Below are 18,437 nucleotides of genomic sequence, written 5' to 3'. Positions count from 1 at the left end.
AGCTCCATATCATGGCAAATGCAAGTTTTTATAGATGATATGAGTAAATGCCTCGTTGATCATTCACGGTATTTATATTCTCAAATTGATATCAATGAATTTGCACAGAAAGAAATTTTAAATGCCCCAAATATAAAGAACATGCACAATTACGGAGATAATTTATTGCATCTAGTTGCTGCAACTATTGTTCAGCAAGAAAGCCCTTCCAAGCGAACTTTCAACTATGAAATGTGGATTCAAATAATGAATCACTGTTACCTCAAAGGAGATTTAGCAAGTGCTTTTTCCATTCATAATAGTTTACAGACCTATTATGTAGAGCGGTCTGTTAATCTTAACTCCCTCTATAAAGAATCAACTTCTATTCTGGAGCACTTAACCCCTATTTTTGACAAAGCGATACAACGAGGGACTTTAAAACTACATCAAGAACTGGAATCCCAGCTGCAAACACCTATTGTACCTATTTTATCAGCAGGTTTTCCAACTTCAATCTTTTTCGGCTTTGAAGAGGCTTTTGCTCCTATCAAGAAAGAATACAATGAGATAAAAAACGCAATTGAAGACATTTCAACCCAGATAAAGAAAAAAGAAACTGAAATAGGCCGAATAATAGGTATATTAGAACATATGAAGCGAGACATACCGTTGTATGGTAAGAGTGACACTCAATATGAACATATGAGGCAAACTCTAGCCCTATTACAAGAAGAATGCGAGGTATTAAATAAAAATATCGCACAGAACTTTCACGGTATGAAGAGCTTCTTGAAAATTCTGATGGATATATTCCAGAAAATTTCCACGATTTAAGCTGCATGATACCCACATTTGATTTTTTGGAAAAGAGTCTCCAGTCAAATAAAATGAACTGCAAAAAAGAGCCTTTTGAGCAGCAGTTGTTTCTCAATGACATGCTTACAGAGGCAGGTAACTTAGTTAAGGAGGATCCAGAAAGCCTTGAGAAGCACGCAAAAGAGCATTGTGAAAAAGGAAGTTCTAAAACCATTAGCAGAAATTTGTCAAAATTATTCTCAACAATTAAAAGTCCTTCAGTAGTATTGGTTGACCCACCAAAGAAAGATAAATCGAGCGAGCCTGTCAGAGAGCCCCAAAAATTGGATGGATTAGAATTCAGCAGTCTATTGGATGGATTGGGTAGATGCCAAAATCTATTGAAAATTGTAGAAGATTCCATAGAGGTATTTCGGCCACACCCTCAGCTACGTAGATCTAAGCATGTGTTTTTCCACACAGAAAAAGAAAGTAACACTGACCGATTAATCATCAGCTCACAACATACAGCTAGTCCTAGCGCTTAGGTAATTGAGCGGGCTTTCGATTGCCGCACTATCTGCGAAAAATTCCGGGGACAACCCAGTCCCCGAACTCATCGCATGTGTCGAGGAATATCCCGACTCAAGGTCAGCAGGCAAACCAGCAATAAATTGCATAAGCAAAGTATTTTTGTATCAGGAAGTAACATTTGCAGTATCTGGTTTTGCCTACATTTTTCTAACTCGGGAAAATGCATTTATCTAAGATTATTAAGAGATTTAAAATATCTACTATTTACTAACTTAATTGATAAGATAGCTCCTTTGAACTGCCTAAAGAAAGTACTGTATTTTCCCTAACTGACTTACCAAATGTTTCTTTTATTGCAAAAGCTGAAATAAGAATTGCGGCTATAGAGAATAGGATCAGAATAAAAAGCGCTTCTTTATAATTTTGTATTTGGGCTGGATGAGATAACATACTTCCTACCAATGGAGCACCAATTGACGAAAATACTGCTATCATCGCATTGTTAAAACCCAATCCGACCGCCAAATAGTTTTCTTTACACTGTTCAGCAATAACTACAAACCCTATGCTTTGTCCGCCGGCACTTAGACCAAGTAATACAAAGCAGAACCCTATTCCTATTTTTCCAAGGGGAAAATATATAATTCCTATTAACGACACGAAAGCAATGACAGCACTGGCAAGCATTACTGGTTTTCGGCGTTGTATCTTATCCGATATAAAACCTAATAAGGGACAACTCAATGCATAACCAAGCCATGCTAATGTTATCATGTAGGAAGAAAATGAAGGAGAAAATCCTTTCTTTATTAAAAATTCCACACCAATGTTTTCTGAGAAATATTCGATAGCAAAGTAAACAAAACCAGAAAAGAGTGCGATATACCAGACCTGTTTTTGGCTCATTATTCTTAGTAAATTGGTTGAAACTTTAGCAGGCCTGGTAAGAATAATAAATTTTCCTCGGTTATTGCGATTGTTTTCTACAAACAATAGCGTAAGTCCAGCAATAAAAATGCCGATGATAGCCATGCCAAAAAATAGACCACGCCACCCAGTTACAGAGGTTTGGGATAATGAATTTAATGGGCCAGCAGCTAGCATTGGCCCCAAAGTACCTATGAACTGAGAAATACCAATAAACAAGGCAATATTTTTTCTCGGCATCCAATCATAGACAGCGATTAACAAACAAATAAATCCAAATGAAGAACCAAAACCCATTAAAATGCGGCACATCATGGCTACACTGAAGTGATGAGCCAAGGAAAAACACATCGTGGAGCCCGCACAGAAAATTACAGCGATAAATAATACTCTTTTTAAGCCAAAGCGAGCAGCAATAATCCCAACAGGAATTTGCATTAATCCATAGATGACTAAATAGCCTGTTGCACTTAATAAAGAAAAAGTCATTGGAGTTAGGCTTAAGTCATCCATTAGCTGGATTTGGAAAGTACCTACAACTGTACGTAATAAAAATTCATACATAAAAAAAGTGCACAAATCAGCCAGATTAATAAACCTTTTAAATTTATTTTATTCTCTACACTCATTCTTGATGCTCATTACCCCAGGCTTCTAAAGCGCTTTCAGCTCGATTATTATCAATAAAACTAGCTACTTTAAAAATAGTCTGCCCTTCATAAATTAAGGGATGTCGATTTATACCTACCACTACTCCTTCATGTTCCGCTTTAACAATTTCAGCGGTATCGGCACTGAAAGGATCGCTAATAACGCCAATGCGCTGTCCTTTTTGAATTCTTTGTCCAAGTTCTACAGTACTCAAAAACACACCACTACGATGAGCACGAATCCAGTCCTGATCCTGAGAGAAAATAGGTTTGAACATGTTTTTCGTATTTTGTTCCGGCAGATCCAGCATATTCAAAGTCTCCATCACATTACAAATACCTGCCAATCCTAGACTAATTGCTGATTCGTTAAATCGCATTGCTTCACCTGCCTGATAGACAAGTAAGGGAATACCTAATTGCTCAGTAGTTTTTCTTAATGAATTATTTTGAGTGCTGACATTTGTAATAACCGGCGCTTTAAAGCTTTGGGCCAAACGCTTACTTTCAGCATTATGCAGATCACAATATATTTGAGGTAAAATATCGTGGTTGATTGAACCCGTTTGTAATTCAAGACAGTAATCACTTTTACTTAGTATTTCTCGTGTAAAAATATACGCTAAACGCTCACCATAAGAGCCATTTTCTATACCAGGAAAGCAACGCTCTAGGTTGGTATCATTGTGAGCTTTTAACGGACCAATTAAGCCTAGAATATTTAAAACAGGTACTGCAATAAGTGTTCCCCGCATTTGAGACAGCTTATCGGATTCAAGCAAGCGATTTATCATTTCCAAACCATTTAACTCATCTCCTTTCGCAGCTGAAAAAATTAAAAGGCAAGGGCCAGACTCTTTGCCGTGGACTATCTTTATAGGCATATAAAATGAAGTACATGAATAAAATCTGGTAGAGGTAGAGCAAGGTTAGCTCGTTCACCAGGATGAATAGTGGCGTTACAAATATTTAGTTTTGAATTTTTCATAAAGCGTGTAATAAGTCGACATTTCCTTCAAATAAAATCAACATGCTAACAAGTTTCTACTAATGACGCAAAATTTGACATAGTGAAAACTCTACAGCTCTTAGTATTAATAACTGCATTAATAGAGCTAGGCTTGAAAATCCTGCCAATTATTTACAAGCTAGATTAGGGGAGTCTGTTGACATTTGCCACCTCGCAGACAAAGCCGCAGCAAACAGACTTAGTCTAGTGCGTCATTTTATATAGAACAAATCATTCAGTGGCTTTACTGGTTTTAAATACTTTATCAATCGCTATTAAGCTTTCCAGTAAAGGTTTTATTTTGTCCAATGGCCAGCTATTTGGCCCATCGCTAAGTGCTTGATCAGGATTAGGGTGAGTTTCCATGAAAATACCGGAAATCCCTGCTGCGACAGCAGCTCTGGCTAAGACGGGGACAAATTCTCGTTGCCCGCCTGATACACCATTATTACCCCCCAGGTAGCTGGACAGAATGGGTAGCGTCATATACCACAGGACAGGCTGTTTCACGCATAATTTGTAAGGAGCGCATATCGGAAACTAAATTGTTGTAGCCAAAAACTCACACCGCGTTCACACACCATAATCTGTTCATTACCAGTGGCCTTGGCTTTGGCAACAACATGTTTCATGTCCCAGGGAGATAAAAACTGTCCTTTCTTGATATTCACTGGTTTATTCATCGCAGCGACTTTTTGAATAAAATTAGTCTGGCGGCATAAGAATGCGGGGGTTTGTAATACATCGACTACACTGGCAACTTCTAACAACGGGGTATCTTCGTGAACGTCAGTCAATACAGGCACAGAAATCTGTTGTTTGACCTTTTCTAAAATCAATAAACCTTTCTCAAATCCAGGGCCACGATAACTATTCATCGACGAACGATTTGCTTTATCAAAAGAGGATTTATAAATAAAAGGCAATTTTAACTGCTCGCATATTTCTTTTAGATAACCCGCTGTTTCCAGAGCAAGTGCTTCACTCTCAATGACGCAAGGACCCGCTATCAGAAATAAGGGAGAATCAATACCTACTTCAAAATCACATAATTTCATGCCTTATCCTTTTGTTCGTGATAACTACGCGCGGCTAAAATAAACTGTTGGAAAAGTGGATGACCATCTCTCGGTGTAGAAGTGAATTCAGGATGAAACTGACAAGCTACAAACCAAGGGTGATCATGCAGCTCAATCATTTCAACTAAGGTATTATCCGCAGAACGCCCCGAAATAGTTAATCCATTTTCGACCAACGCATTAACAAATTTATTATTGACTTCATAACGGTGCCGATGCCGTTCAACAATTTGTGGTTTGTTGTAAATTTTATAGGCCTTGGAATTCGCATCCAATTGACACATCTGAGCACCTAACCGCATAGTACCACCAAGATCCATATTTTCATCGCGCAAATTGATACTACCGTCTTCTGCCATCCATTCGGTAATCAAGCCAATAACGGGATAAGGTGTCGTTTTATCAAATTCAGTCGAATTGGCGCCTTTAAGTCCTACGACATTACGAGCATATTCAATAACCGCCGTTTGCATGCCTAAACAAATACCCAGAAAAGGAATCTTTTCTTCGCGTGCATATTGCACTGTTCTAATTTTTCCTTCAATGCCCCGCTCACCAAAACCACCAGGTATTAAAATAGCATCAGCAGAAGTAAGTAATTCAGCACCATGTTTTTCTATTAATTCAGCATCGATATAAACGATTTCCACTTTCGTTTGTGTATGAATACCAGCATGCAACAATGCTTCATTAATCGATTTATAAGCATCATTTAATTCGATATATTTACCAACCATAGCCACTTTGACCGTCATTGTCTGAATAGCTTGTGCATCAACAACTTGTTGCCACTCATGTAAATCAGCCGGTTTAAGAGTCAGACCTAATTTTTTCACTACAATCTCATCCAAACCTTGCTCATGAAGAATCATGGGAATTTGGTAGATACTCTTGGCATCTTCTAATGAGATAACGCCTTCTTTTTCCACATTGGTAAACAGAGCAATTTTGGCTCTGTCACTTAAGGAGAGAGGCTTCTCAGAACGGCAGATCAAAATATCCGGTTGAATACCAATGGAACGTAACTCCTTCACCGAATGTTGAGTTGGTTTCGTTTTTGTCTCGCCTGAGGTAGCAATATAAGGAACTAAAGTCAGATGGATAAACAAAGAGCGCTGCGAACCAAGCTCAATACGCATTTGACGAATAGCTTCAAGAAAAGGCAAGGATTCAATATCCCCCCACCGTACCACCAATTTCAATCATTGCCACATCAAAATTGTCAGCACCCTGCTTAATTGAACGTTTAATCTCATTGGTGATATGAGGAATCACTTGTACTGTTCCTCCCAAATAATCACCCCGACGCTCTTTTTTAATGACTGTTTCGTAAATTTTTCCGGAAGTAAAATTGTTGCGCTTAGTCATAGTAGTACGCACAAAACGTTCATAATGACCCAGATCAAGATCCGTTTCGGCGCCATCGTGCGTTACAAACACTTCACCATGCTGAAAAGGACTCATAGTCCCCGGATCAACATTAATGTAAGGATCGAGTTTGATAAGCGTGACTGTTAAACCACGTGCTTCGAGAATCGCTGCTAATGAGGCCGCAGCAATACCTTTACCCAGCGAAGAAACTACACCGCCGGTAATGAAAATATAATTTGTCATAGATGACCCCGTTTGGAATGCCGAAACCGCCGCACAGGCGGAATAAATAAGCTCGCATGTAAACGGGATTTAATTTTAACAAAAGAAGAACAGAAATAACACAGATTTTCTCATCAAAATAAAATCCCTTGATTTGATGAGAAAATCAAAACTGGCTGCCAGGAGAAAATCTATTTAGTCAACGTATCCAGTTGATGCAGAATTTTATACATCGCAATCGCGCAATCGACTGCTTCTACCCCTTTATGGCCATGTTTACCACCAAGACGATCCCAGGCTTGCTCATCATTGTCTGTAGTCAAAACACCAAAAATCACAGGGATATTGTAATCCAAGGCTACACGCTGGCAACCATGGCTAACTTGCTCGCAAACATAATCATAATGACTGGTTTCACCGCGAATAACAGCGCCTTGGGCAATGATCACATCGACTTGCTGTTGCATTGCCAGGCGTTTAGCAACAATAGGAATTTCTACGGCACCAGGTACTTCGACCACCATAATATCTTTCGCTTCAAAACCACACTCATTTAATCGTTGCAAAGCACCACGTTTCAATTCTTCTGTCACTGCATGGTTAAAGGAACTCACAACCAGTGCGATGGGAAAAGATTTTACCGTACCAACGATTTCAGCTCTAATATGTTTCATCAATATCCTTACTCAACTATCAATAAATGACCAAGCTTTTCTTGCTTGGTTTTTAGGTAATTGCGATTTTCCTGAGTTGGTCGAATCAGTAATGGCACTCGTTCGCTGACTTTCAAACCATATTTTTCAACGGCTTCCACCTTATGCGGATTATTCGTTAATAAGCGTAATGTATCTACACCTAAATATTTTAGAATTTGAAATGCGACGGCATAATCGCGATTATCAGCAGGCAATCCCAACTGCAAATTTGCATCTACAGTATCAAACCCTTGCTCTTGCAAAGCATAAGCCTTGAGTTTGTTAGCCAAACCGATCCCGCGCCCCTCTTGGCGCAAGTAAAGAAGAATTCCTCCTTCCTCAGCGATCTGATTTATAGCCTGCTGTAATTGCGCACCACAATCACAACGACAGGAACCAAATACATCACCAGTAATACATTCAGAATGAATGCGTACCAAAGGCACTTTATTCGTTATTTTAGGGGCTTTAATAAGCGCAAAATGTTCTGCTGAATCCAAACTATTATGAAAAACAGTCATAGAAAAATCACCATGATTCTGCAAAGGAATGCGTGTCGTCGCAGCTTCTTCAACCAAGGTTTCATGGCGAATACGGTACTCAATCAAATCCTTGATAGTCACCATTGGAATATCATGTTTGCGAGAAAAACTAGCCAACTCGTCACGCCGGCTCATTGTGCCGTCATCACTAATAATTTCACAGATGACCGCTGCAGGTTTCAGTCCTGCAAGAATGGTCAAGTCAACACTCCCCTCTGTTTGGCCTGCCCGTTCCAAAACTCCGCCGGCTCTTGCCCGCAAAGGAAATACGTGACCTGGAGAAATAACCGCTTCAGGCCCACTGGCAGAGTCAATCGCGACTTGAATTGTATGAGCACGATCGTAAGCTGAAATCCCTGTAGATACGCCACTTGCAGCTTCTATCGAAACGGTAAATGCTGTACCGTAGGGAGAACGATTCTTGTTCGCCATCATAGGTAACTGCAATTTATCAATCAATTCACCAGCCATTGGTAAACAGATAAGACCTCGACCAAATCGAGCCATAAAATTGATGGCTTCAGGGGTAATATGTTGCGCGGCAATCACTAAATCCCCTTCATTCTCACGCAATTCATCATCCAACAACATAATCATACGACCAGCTTTTAATGCCGAAATTGCCTGCTCAATGGTTGCAAAGGGATTTGTCATGCTTCAACCTCATTTTTCAATTGTCCTGCGATCTTGAGCTGATGTGCCACGATCCGAGTCAAATAATCAAATTCCACATTTAAACGCTGGCCAATGTCTAATTGACCCAATGTGGTCTTTGCCAAAGTATGCGGGACTAACATCAACTTGATATTGTCTTCGTTCACTGCATTAATGGTTAAACTCACTCCCTCCAAAGTAATGCTTCCTTTAGGTAAGAGGTACATGCTAGCACATGTTGCAAAATCACCAACAACTAACTCTACATAGTCACCTATTGGAGTAATCGCCTTGAGGCGAGCTGTCGTATCGACATGCCCGCTCACATAATGCCCGCCAAAGCGAGCGGAAGCCAGCATAGCTCGTTCAAGATTCACCGACATACCAGCACGCAATTGCCCCAGCGTGGTGAGACGCAAATGTCTCTGGTGAAACATCAAAAAGCCAAAGACTGCTCATGCTCAGGTAGCAAAGTGAGACATACGCCATTCACAGCAATACTTTCACCTGTCTGTAAATCAGTAAAAGGGGATTTAATTAACAGACGATTGGCAACCTCGCCGCTAACATTAGCCAGCACTTGGCCTTGTTGTTCTATCAAGCCTGTAAACATATATCCTCCTCTTGCCAATCAAAACATGCTATCACGTTGTCCGATTTCACCTGCCACGATACAGCTCGTTTGGCGGTAAAAGAACTTCTCCCTGGAATGCAGGCGTAGTATTTTCTCCTAATACTTCAGGAACAAGATAAAAGTAAGTTCGCTGCACCAATTTCCCACGATGCAGTGCGGAAAATAATGCTCCCCCCTGCTTCAACCCAGACATCATGGTATCCCAACTCACCCAGCTGATTGAGTACAAACGTCAAATCAAGCAGTCCTTCTTTAGCAGGAGTACCGTAATAACTGCAATTAGGAAACGGGTGTGTTACTGCATAATTTTCATCATGAAAAATATGACAATGTTCAGCAGAACTAAAAATCCTGGCATTTTTGCTTAAAGATAAACGACTATCGATAATTGCCAAACGTTTACCTTTCTCTTTATCTTTTAAACGAACATTTAATAAGGGATCATCCTGAGCAATTGTTTTCGCTGTTGTTAAAATAACATCGGTATATAAGCGATGTTGGTGGGTAAATTCAGCACAATCTGCATTCGATAAATGACGTCTTTGCCCATTTACACCGGCAATTTTACCATCCAAGGTCTGTGCTATCTTAGCCGTAACCCAGGGGCGTTTAGTCTTGGTCCAATAATTATAACTTTGATAAAACGCATCAATTTCTTGCATTGGATAATGTAAGGTTTCAATTCCATTTTTGCGCAATATTTCAGGGGTATTATTTGCCTGCACAATGGGATTAGGGTCAGAAAAACCATAAATGACCTGTGAAATGCCATGACCAAGGATAGCCATCACACAAGGCGGTGTTTTTCCCCAATGATTGCAAGGTTCCAGAGTGACATAGAGGCTCACATCCTGAAGACCCGCCGGAATTTTCGCCACCAACAGCTGCTCTGCATGGGCAGTTCCAGCCCCTTGATGCCAAGCACGAGCAATGATTTCGCCTTTGTGTACCGCAACTGCTCCAACACTGGGATTTGGCGCACAATTACCCCGTCCGAACCAAGCTTGTTCGAGGGCGGCCAGCATAAAGTATTTGTGCATAGTTAAATCACTACAGAAAAATGCAGAGATGATAACAAATTATTCAATTTTTGAGTAGTCTGGGATTGATGTAATGTCATGCAAAATAAGGTAGTAAAGTTAGAGTGAGTATTGTATATATAAAAAAATATTTTTCCGCTAAATTTTTTATTTTTACCAAAGAATCATCATGTTTGAACAAAATACCAGCGATTTGCATTGCCACCTTAATGGTAGTTTTAGCCTGGCTTTTCTCTATAAAATTGCCGAGAAAAACGGTTGTTTAGAGAAATATGAGCGACTTGTGACCTTATGGGAAGCTTATTTAAGCAAAACCAAAGAACAACAGAAAGAAGGCTACGCCAAAGAAAACATTAAATCTATCTGAGAACAATTTGCTTCAATTCAAGCTATTATACAAACCCCTGAAGACATTAATTTGGGTACTATTGATGTTATCCACAGTTCTGCGGCTAAATACCTGGAAATAAGAACCACTCCAAAAGAAATGGCCGGTAAAAGTCCAAGAATGATTATATCGATGCCTTTGAACAAGGCTTGTTGGCTGCTGCCCAAGATTCGTCCCTTAATAAAAAAGCATTTGGCTTGTTGAGCCTGGATAGAACGCTCCATAGTTTTGCAGAAGCACAACATTTCATTAAGCGAGTAGCCCAAAGTCCTGGAGGCCTGCTTAAGGACATTAATATCTCTGGCAATCCGGTCCAACCAAGGAGCTTACGTGGCAATGATCTAGGGCAATTAATCGAATTGGCACTGAACTCTAAAATTGGTCTGGCAATTCATATGGGAGAAGCCGATACTGATATTGAACGCGAAGATACTGACACTATCTTGACTGCATTGGAAGCCTGGGTTAAAACCACTGCAGCAGAACAGCCCAATCCACTTTTCGGTAAAGTGAGACTGGGTCATTGTATTTTTTGACGTCTTTGCAGAAAGAGCGAATTCGTAAATTAAACATTCCTATTGAGGTTTGCCCTAGCTGCCATAGCAAGCTTAACTGGCATAAAGAGGGATTTACCGCATCCAGTTACAGAGGTTTATTCTGATTTAACACAACCCCTTACCTTCGCAACCGATGATGAAATTATTTTTGGTGCTGATATAAAGAAAGAATTTGCCAAAGGACTACGATTCTTTACCAACGAGAAAGAGTTAACTAAAAACAAATCAAAGAGCATCAAGCACAATTCGTTTTGTATAAATTTAAAAAGAGGATTATTTTTCATCGCCTCTGTTGTCTATGGTATGATAAGCACATGTTACCATTGTCTTAGACCTTGGATGCCAGATCGTAGCCAATCAATGCTGAAAGCCATTTGGTCACCATTTGGTGATCCGTTAATAATTACTCAACTAATGAGTTTATTTTACCTAAGAGCAAGTCTATGATCCTATTGCGGCTTTTTAAACGACAGGGATTTTCTTCAAATTTTATGCGCAGTTGCTTGTATTTTTTACTTGTTCTTATCCATCTATCACCAACCACAGCACTTGCTTTTTCCCCTTACTCGACTCGCGAGCTTGAAGAGTTAGAAAAAGAATTTATTCAGATTATTAATCAGTCCGACAGTATCGAACGTAATGCGTTGGCAAATCAATATATTAATCATTTAGGCAAAAAACTGGCACGCTTAGCACATATGCCTACTCCGTATTTTTTTATTGTTAAATCCAATGAAATCAACGCGTTTGCCGGCCCCGGAGGTTATATTGGTATTAATACACAATTAATTCTTGCCACCGACAATGAAAGTGAATTAGCCGCTGTTATGGCGCATGAAATTGCCCACGTTCGTCTTCATCATCTCTATCAGAGAATTGAACACGAGAAGCAGATGCGTATCCCTCTCCTTGCCTCTATATTGGCATCTGCTGCCTTAGGAGTTGTTAATCCTACTCTAGGTACTGGCGCGATGATGGCTTCCATGACCGGTTTTGCCCAAGATAATATTAACTTTACCCGCGTCAATGAGAAAGAAGCCGATCGCATCGGTATTGGAATGCTGATTAAATCAGGTTTAGATCCCCGTGGTATGGCCGGATTTTTCAAGAAAATGCAGCAAAATTCCCGTTATTATTACACAGCCAATATTCCCGCCATCCTAAGAACCCACCCCCTGGATGAAGAACGTATTGCGGAAGCAGAAAACCGCAGTCAGAATTTGGGCAACAAACCATATACGGATAGTCTCAATTACCGCTTATTTAAAGAGTTAATTCGCGTTTCAGTCGCAAACAACAACAAACAATTGCTTGATTATTACCAAATTCAATGTCAAAAGCGAAATAGTGGCGCTGCCTGTCAATATGGTTATGTATTAGCGCTACTCAACACCAATCAGTTCCAACAGGCACAGGCACGTTTGACACCTCTACTTAGTCAGGATCACGATAATCTTTTTTATCAAATTGCCATGGCGCAAGCTGAAATTGGCAACAAGCAGTTTGAAATCGCATTAAAAAGACTGAGTGATCTACAAGCTAATTACCCGGAAAATTACGCAGCAGTAATGGCTCATGCTCAGGGATTGCTGGCAACAGGAAACGCTGGGCAAGCAGCCTCTGTATTACTGAAAGGGTCAAGGCAATTCAAACGAGATTTACCCCTTTGTGAAGAGCTTGCACAAGCACAAGCTGCTTCTAAACAAAAAAGTTATGCTTATTTCACTCAAGCCCAATGCCAGCTTTTACAAGGCCGCCGACGAGACGCTATGCGCCAGCTAAAACAGGCAAAACTACTCGCCAAGAATGACCGTTATCTGCAAGCTCGTATTAGCGCGATGATGGAAGACATTAAGTTTCTCTACGAAGACTAAAGTCTATTTGAAGATTTGGCCTTGATGCTCGAGCATCGCAGTGAAGCGCAGAGAATCAAGGCTTAAGCGCCAAGATAGTAGAAATATAAACCGCCCTAAGGTTGGATACCAAACCAACCACCCGTATCCCCACCCGCCCAACATTCAGTTGCTTTACAACCAGCAATCTTCTGTGAACAGAGTCTTTTGAATTCTCCAGCTGCACTAATATCTTGGTTTTTATAACCATGAGGTTGACAAATCCGCCCGATATAGACCCCACGAACACGAATTTGACCCATCACGGAAATAGTTGGTCCTACTTCATAAATACCAGGACTATGCGAATAACAAGCAATATAGCAACCAGGAACTTGGTTATAGCTATTATCTGTGGGCAACATTCTTTGTACTGCGCCTGGGTAGGGATGATTAATCACGCCTTCACTTTCGAGAATATAAACAGGATAGGGAGAAGGTAAAAGATATTTATTGGCTGTATTTTCGGTGCTATGAGCCTCTCCTATTAAGCTAAACAGAACAATGCTTACGAGTCCATTTAGTGATTTTTTCATGATTCTTCCATTAATGACTTGCTGCCATAGCCATAGTATAGAACCAATTATGGAATAAGAAGAAAAATGCACTTAGAATACCTGTAAAAATTTTTTGAGAGTCCTGATGCTAGAATCGAACGAATTAATTATCCAACAAACTCAAAATTGGATTCGTTCATTTATTATCAAATTCAATGTCTGTCCTTTCGCTAAAAGAGAAATAAACAGAGGCACAGTGAGATTTCAAGTGAGTTTAACAACAAAAGAAGACACTGCCCTTGCTGAATTAATGTCTGAAATCGATATCTTGGATAAACAACGCGAAATAGAAACGACCTTAGTGATTTTTCCCAGATCATTTAAAGATTTCTTTCATTACCTGGATTTTGTTGATTTGGCTGAGAAATTCTTGGTGGAGAATGGTTACGAAAGTATTTATCAAATAGCTACTTTTCATCCCAATTATTGTTTTGCCGACGTTGATTTCAATGATGTTTCCAACTATACCAATCGCTCACCTTATCCCATGCTTCATCTATTGCGTGAAGAAAGCGTTGAAAAAGCTATTGATTATTATGGTGATACATCAACAATTCCCGAAAAAATATTGCAACCATGCAAGAATTAGGCTTAGAAATAATACAAAAACTACAGTTAGATTGTATGAGCGCTACTAAATCCCCCTCAGCATTTCCTTAGAGTTATATACAGTACGCAAAGACTTGTGTTGTTTTATAGCCAACCTTATCTATACTTTTAAATAATCATTCCAAATACGATAACAAAAGAAATGAAAAGATATCGTTTCATGATGATTCTACTCTGTATTTTTATTTCGCCGTTGCTATGGGCTAAAAACAAAGTACTGAAAATTGCTGTTGCAATTTATGATCCCCCTTTCGTCATGCAAATAGCTAGTAATCAATTCTATGGCTTTGATATCGCCATGATAGAAAAATGTATGCAGAACCATCGGTTATACCTGTCAATATATCGCTGTACCCAATAATTTATTGATTGAAAGCGTCCAAAGTAAAAAAGCTGACCTGGCACTAGGCTCAATCATCATCACAGTAAAACGCCTCCAAAAAGTTAATTTCTCCTTACCTTATTTAGTTAGTCAAGCCCGCTTTCTTGGTCCTCAAAAAATGGCCGAGCAATCTTTCAATATCGACTTATTGGATAATAAAAAATTGGTATTACTGATAAGGCTTTTATGACGCTTATTAAAATAACGGGAATCAAGAATCCTAAAATCATCTTCTTTGAGCGAGATGACATCATGATTAAAGCTTTAAGACTAGGAAACATAGACGTTGCCCTCGTCGATGGACCTACTGCTCATTATTGGAATATAAATTCATCAGGCACTTTGGTAGCTTTAGGAGAACCAATGACCTTTGGTGCTGGAATAGGTATAGCAATTAATCAAGGCAATTTTCAGTTATTAAGTGTACTTAATCCAGCTTTATTAGACTATCAAAATAGTCCGGCTTTTAAAGAGGATTATCACAAATACCTTATTCATTTTTCTGCACAAAAATCCCCATAAATGCCAAGCAAGTCACACCTACACTAAACGCTCTATAAATCAACTATACTAATTAATAACATTTATTAAGAGGGACGGTTCGATGCTTTATAGATGGTTAATTAATTATCTGCGTATAAAAATCCTGCGAATTATTCTAAACCATATAGCTCATCAGCTCATAAAGACAAAATATATGAAGCAGACAGGTTTCATAGGCTCAATAGCCAGATTTATAACAACCTATTTTCCGGATTTTCTACGAGGAACAAAATGAAAGATAATCTACTTAGATGTCATTACAGAAAAATAGAACAAAGTAATCTATTTCACAGATTAATTGTCAAGTTCAATAATCACGGAAGAGGAGTGGCAAATGGCCCAGTATATTTATAAGGGATTTAAAGTTTTTTATGATATAAAACCTGTATCAGGCCCTACCAGTTTATATAAGGCTGATGGCTATGTAGTATGCTGTCTGGACAAAAAAGGACTGACTCCACCTCAAAAATTTCACACGGAATACCGTACTAAAACAGAAGTGCAAAACGAAATTAAGAGACTACTTGAAAATTACGTGGATTTTGAATGGAAGGAATTTCATGAAATGCACGATTAACTCGCTTATAGCCGATTAAACAACAAGAACCACTCACAGGTGGTTCTTGTTGTTGACCAGGATCTCAACTAGCCTCCTAAGCCACACATTTACAGCATAGCCAATAATCCGCATTTTTTCTTATTGTTATGATTACTCTAAAAATTTCTTAATTTCAAAGCCAATTGATTTTTTGTAAAAATTTATTATTTTATTTGTCTTATCGCAAGCTGATTTAACAAAAATACTGTTTTTATTATATCAAACCATAAGAAAAGAAGAAAAAACTGTAAGATGTACATCATTTATTGCTTAAAGAACTAATCGTTCATAAGCGAGACATTAAACGACCGTTCTTGCCTTGAGCGTCTTGACGGAAATCCCCCCTTGGAACGATAAAACATTTCGATTATTTTTAATCATGAGCAATAAATTTAATTCACTTAATATTTCTATAAGACTAGTCCGCTAGAATTATGGTAATTCTTTAAGAAATAGCATAAGCAGATGACTGATTCTCAAAATAAAGAACAAGTTGATACACTAAGAAATGACCAAACTACTGGCGGATCACCTAAAAAATCTAAGGCATTAGGTAGACCAGGCTTAGTTAGAAGCAACTCATTTAGCGAGCGCGTCGTCGTAAACCACTCTCGTTTTGCCAGAAAAGTTCATGATTTTGGCTATATCTACACTTTATATGCATTCTTGGATGCTGAAATTCTGGCCTATACTGGTCTTAAATCTTTTTCTGATCTTTTTGCCTCCAACAAGGGCTCTGCCAATCCACTACGTGACTGGCTTTTAACACCTACTGGAATAGCCGTTGCCTCTGCAGAATCGGCCGCGTTCATTGGTCTATCATTGCTCGCCAATAAAACCGAGAAAGATGATCCAAGAGCTTACAGACAGGCTATTATGGTTTTATGGCCCTACTGCCGAAACGTAATTAGCGAATTAAAAAATGCGAACAAGGGTGTGCGCAACGTACTGAAGGTTGCAGCGCTCTTTCATGAAACCAACTTAAAATCCATGATGATGCCTGCGGGAGTATTGGTAGGTACTGCATCTGTACTCAATCGCATTTGGTTTCGAGGTGTGCAAGATCAACGAAAGGCATTAAAGGATAATTTTAAAAAACTGCTAAAAGAGATCGCCGTACTTGAATTGAAAGAGAGCGACAAGGTAGATATCAACGCACTCAAAGAGCGTAAAGATGCGCTTAAAGAATATTACGATAAAATACCTCATGAGATAAATGCTCAGTTAAGATATGCTTATTTATCAGCAGCCTATAATGGAATGATCGAAGGCTTGGCCTATTACATTGCCCCTCTGGCCTTAATGAGTTTCACGTCACCAGCCTTTATTCCCGTGGCGTCCGTTTGTATGGTCTTGTCCGCTGCAGCTCTTACTGCCCGTATTTACGAAGAATATGAATACCAGCGCGGTTTAGAACTCGAAACCTTGGGAGTCAAATTACAATTAAAGAGACGAGAACTAGACATCTTGGGAGCTCAATCAGATATTCTCAAGAGAACAATGACGACTCAGACAGATCAAAATGCATTGACTCTGCAGTATGCAGAGCTTTCTCAAGAAATTATTGATCTCGGTATTGAAGTTAATGCTAAAACTGCAGGCATGGTAAATCATGCTCTTCGTGGCGTAAAAAATGGTTTGGCAATTTATGCTGTCATCACCAAAATGCTGATGACCTCCCTAATGTTCGTTAGCACTGTACCAACTGCTTTATTGTTGAGTAATGCCGTTATAGCAGTTTCCCTTCTAGTTGGTTCTACCGCTTACTCCTTATTACAGTACTATAAAGAACTGTCGAAAGTACAAGAAAATCCTAATCAGACACATATAGCTTTGGAAGATGCTTACTCCAAGGCTAACCGAATTTTAGCAGACTTAATAGAAGCCCATACCATGGCTGCCACTCCTGGTACAGGGTTCTACACGGAATGGCTTGATGTTGTCCGTGCTTTTTTCTCTGGATTAGGCAAAGGTCAGAAACTGATTGGTTATATTCTCACAATCTCTTTCCTCGAAGTTAGTTTGCATAATGATTTCCAGGATAAGCCGATTGTATTGAAAACCTCTGTGGCTCTGGGTATTTTTTGTTCTGTAGTTCTCTCTTTGCGTGTTTATGCGATAAATTTCGGTTCTAAAGCCTCACCAGAAAATACAGAAGCTAATGAAGAGGTCTTGGAAGAATTAGAGTTTTTAACAGACCTTGAAGCAGTGATTGATGACAGCTCAGAAAAAAACTAGCAGCAGACAAGCAAACAAAGTTGAGCCTAGGACATCCTCACGTGGTAGTTAACGACTATCAAGTTGAAGATGTCGGAGAAGGTAGCATTGAATCTGAATCTTCTGGTGATGAAATAGTTAATCCTCCAAAGATACATACTGATAAAGCAGCTATAACAATGCATACTGTAGGTAAAGCAGTCTCTGAATCAGAAGGAAAAAGTCCTACTGGTAAACGCGCTAGTGAAACCCAAATTGATGACACAATAACTAAAAAGAGTAAAATAACATTGGAACAACCAAAAACGACCGCACACCAAGGACAGCGATCAATACATAACATGGTTTTACAAGGCCTCAGCTTTTTCACTGGCCTGGTTGTTCATCCACTCACACACCACCAACACGATACATCAAATCATATAATTAGCCCTCGCAAAGAGTAAACTGGCATTACCAATGCGAGGGTGAGTTTACTAAAATCTTTCTTGCCCATATTTCTTTGATTCGTATTAAAATTCCAAAGCTGATATATACTTAAGACCATATCCACATGTGTT

The 18,437-nt window shown here is 39.2% G+C and carries 19 protein-coding genes and 3 pseudogenes; 13 read left to right on the top strand and 9 right to left on the bottom strand.

What is annotated here, in order from left to right; genetic code table 11:
* Window positions 1–816 (top strand): RasGEF domain-containing protein (locus BN58_RS09755; protein ID WP_232220494.1); only part of this gene is annotated, 816 nt, incomplete at its 5' end.
* 26 nt (window positions 817–842) lie between these two features.
* Window positions 843–1,325: a hypothetical protein gene (locus BN58_RS09750; RefSeq protein WP_156812463.1), complete on the top strand. Its 483-nt coding sequence runs from the start codon at window positions 843–845 to the stop codon at window positions 1,323–1,325.
* A 253-nt stretch (window positions 1,326–1,578) separates the two neighbouring features.
* On the opposite strand, the gene BN58_RS09745 is transcribed toward BN58_RS09750, so the two are convergent.
* The 8 genes and pseudogenes from BN58_RS09745 to ribD all read right to left on the bottom strand — a co-directional run bounded on the left by BN58_RS09745 (window position 1,579) and on the right by ribD (window position 10,134).
* Window positions 1,579–2,802 carry an MFS transporter gene (locus tag BN58_RS09745; protein WP_019216654.1) on the bottom strand — a complete coding sequence of 408 codons (1,224 nt, stop codon included), beginning with the start codon at window positions 2,800–2,802 and terminating at the stop codon, window positions 1,579–1,581.
* Between the two features lie 61 nt (window positions 2,803–2,863).
* Complete coding sequence (locus tag BN58_RS09740) at window positions 2,864–3,772, bottom strand: succinylglutamate desuccinylase/aspartoacylase family protein (protein ID WP_019216653.1); 909 nt, start codon at window positions 3,770–3,772, stop codon at window positions 2,864–2,866.
* A 356-nt stretch (window positions 3,773–4,128) separates the two neighbouring features.
* Window positions 4,129–4,955 (bottom strand): annotated as a pseudogene (gene kdsA / locus BN58_RS23860) (3-deoxy-8-phosphooctulonate synthase).
* Window positions 4,952–6,590 (bottom strand): annotated as a pseudogene (locus BN58_RS23855) (CTP synthase). Before BN58_RS23855 ends, kdsA begins: the two co-directional pseudogenes overlap by 4 nt.
* 170 nt (window positions 6,591–6,760) lie before the next feature.
* On the bottom strand, window positions 6,761–7,243 hold the full coding sequence (gene ribH / locus BN58_RS09725; protein WP_019216651.1) for a 6,7-dimethyl-8-ribityllumazine synthase: 483 nt from the start codon (window positions 7,241–7,243) through the stop codon (window positions 6,761–6,763).
* Window positions 7,244–7,251: 8 nt separating this feature from the next.
* Window positions 7,252–8,460, bottom strand: a complete 1,209-nt coding sequence (gene ribB / locus BN58_RS09720) for a 3,4-dihydroxy-2-butanone-4-phosphate synthase (protein ID WP_019216650.1) — start codon at window positions 8,458–8,460, stop codon at window positions 7,252–7,254.
* Window positions 8,457–9,073 (bottom strand): annotated as a pseudogene (locus BN58_RS23850) (riboflavin synthase). Before BN58_RS23850 ends, ribB begins: the two are co-directional and overlap by 4 nt.
* A gap of 125 nt (window positions 9,074–9,198) precedes the next feature.
* Window positions 9,199–10,134 carry a bifunctional diaminohydroxyphosphoribosylaminopyrimidine deaminase/5-amino-6-(5-phosphoribosylamino)uracil reductase RibD gene (ribD, locus tag BN58_RS23845; RefSeq protein WP_232220493.1) on the bottom strand — a complete coding sequence of 312 codons (936 nt, stop codon included), beginning with the start codon at window positions 10,132–10,134 and terminating at the stop codon, window positions 9,199–9,201.
* 169 nt (window positions 10,135–10,303) lie between these two features.
* On the opposite strand from ribD, the gene BN58_RS09705 reads away from it, so the two are divergent.
* From BN58_RS09705 to BN58_RS09690, 4 genes are all read left to right on the top strand, one after another.
* A complete protein-coding gene (locus BN58_RS09705; RefSeq protein ID WP_019216649.1) occupies window positions 10,304–10,501 on the top strand; it encodes a hypothetical protein in 198 nt (65 codons plus the stop codon).
* Between the two features lie 170 nt (window positions 10,502–10,671).
* On the top strand, window positions 10,672–11,058 hold the full coding sequence (locus BN58_RS09700) for a hypothetical protein (RefSeq protein ID WP_156812462.1): 387 nt from the start codon (window positions 10,672–10,674) through the stop codon (window positions 11,056–11,058).
* A 42-nt stretch (window positions 11,059–11,100) separates the two neighbouring features.
* Window positions 11,101–11,526, top strand: a complete 426-nt coding sequence (locus tag BN58_RS09695) for a hypothetical protein (protein ID WP_019216647.1) — start codon at window positions 11,101–11,103, stop codon at window positions 11,524–11,526.
* Window positions 11,527–11,570: 44 nt separating this feature from the next.
* Window positions 11,571–12,953 (top strand): M48 family metalloprotease, encoded by a 1,383-nt coding sequence (locus BN58_RS09690; RefSeq protein ID WP_040916395.1) that lies wholly within the window; start codon window positions 11,571–11,573, stop codon window positions 12,951–12,953.
* 95 nt (window positions 12,954–13,048) lie between these two features.
* Here the strand turns inward: BN58_RS09690 and BN58_RS09685 are convergent, their stop codons facing one another.
* The gene (locus tag BN58_RS09685; protein ID WP_019216645.1) at window positions 13,049–13,507 is read right to left on the bottom strand and encodes a hypothetical protein; all 459 of its coding nucleotides are present in this window, start codon (window positions 13,505–13,507) and stop codon (window positions 13,049–13,051) included.
* A 106-nt stretch (window positions 13,508–13,613) separates the two neighbouring features.
* Between BN58_RS09685 and BN58_RS23840 the strand changes: the two genes are divergently transcribed.
* The 7 genes from BN58_RS23840 (at window position 13,614) to BN58_RS09655 (ending at window position 18,323) form a co-directional block, all read left to right on the top strand.
* Complete coding sequence (locus BN58_RS23840) at window positions 13,614–14,117, top strand: DUF1415 domain-containing protein (RefSeq protein WP_019216644.1); 504 nt, start codon at window positions 13,614–13,616, stop codon at window positions 14,115–14,117.
* Between the two features lie 162 nt (window positions 14,118–14,279).
* A complete protein-coding gene (locus BN58_RS30800; protein ID WP_156812461.1) occupies window positions 14,280–14,498 on the top strand; it encodes a hypothetical protein in 219 nt (72 codons plus the stop codon).
* A gap of 4 nt (window positions 14,499–14,502) precedes the next feature.
* Window positions 14,503–14,709, top strand: a complete 207-nt coding sequence (locus tag BN58_RS36010) for a transporter substrate-binding domain-containing protein (RefSeq protein WP_026069385.1) — start codon at window positions 14,503–14,505, stop codon at window positions 14,707–14,709.
* Window positions 14,706–15,041: a type 2 periplasmic-binding domain-containing protein gene (locus BN58_RS36005; RefSeq protein WP_026069384.1), complete on the top strand. Its 336-nt coding sequence runs from the start codon at window positions 14,706–14,708 to the stop codon at window positions 15,039–15,041. Before BN58_RS36010 ends, BN58_RS36005 begins: the two co-directional genes overlap by 4 nt.
* Before the next feature lie 355 nt (window positions 15,042–15,396).
* A complete protein-coding gene (locus BN58_RS09665) occupies window positions 15,397–15,639 on the top strand; it encodes a hypothetical protein (RefSeq protein ID WP_019216643.1) in 243 nt (80 codons plus the stop codon).
* Window positions 15,640–16,125: 486 nt separating this feature from the next.
* A complete protein-coding gene (locus BN58_RS09660) occupies window positions 16,126–17,898 on the top strand; it encodes a hypothetical protein (RefSeq protein WP_019216642.1) in 1,773 nt (590 codons plus the stop codon).
* A 20-nt stretch (window positions 17,899–17,918) separates the two neighbouring features.
* Window positions 17,919–18,323 (top strand): hypothetical protein, encoded by a 405-nt coding sequence (locus BN58_RS09655; protein WP_019216641.1) that lies wholly within the window; start codon window positions 17,919–17,921, stop codon window positions 18,321–18,323.
* The last annotated feature ends 114 nt before the right edge of the window (window positions 18,324–18,437 follow it).

This window comes from Legionella tunisiensis, from assembly GCF_000308315.1.
Classification (GTDB): Bacteria; Pseudomonadota; Gammaproteobacteria; order Legionellales; family Legionellaceae; genus Tatlockia; species Tatlockia tunisiensis.
This window is presented reverse-complemented; position numbering and strand designations above follow the sequence as displayed.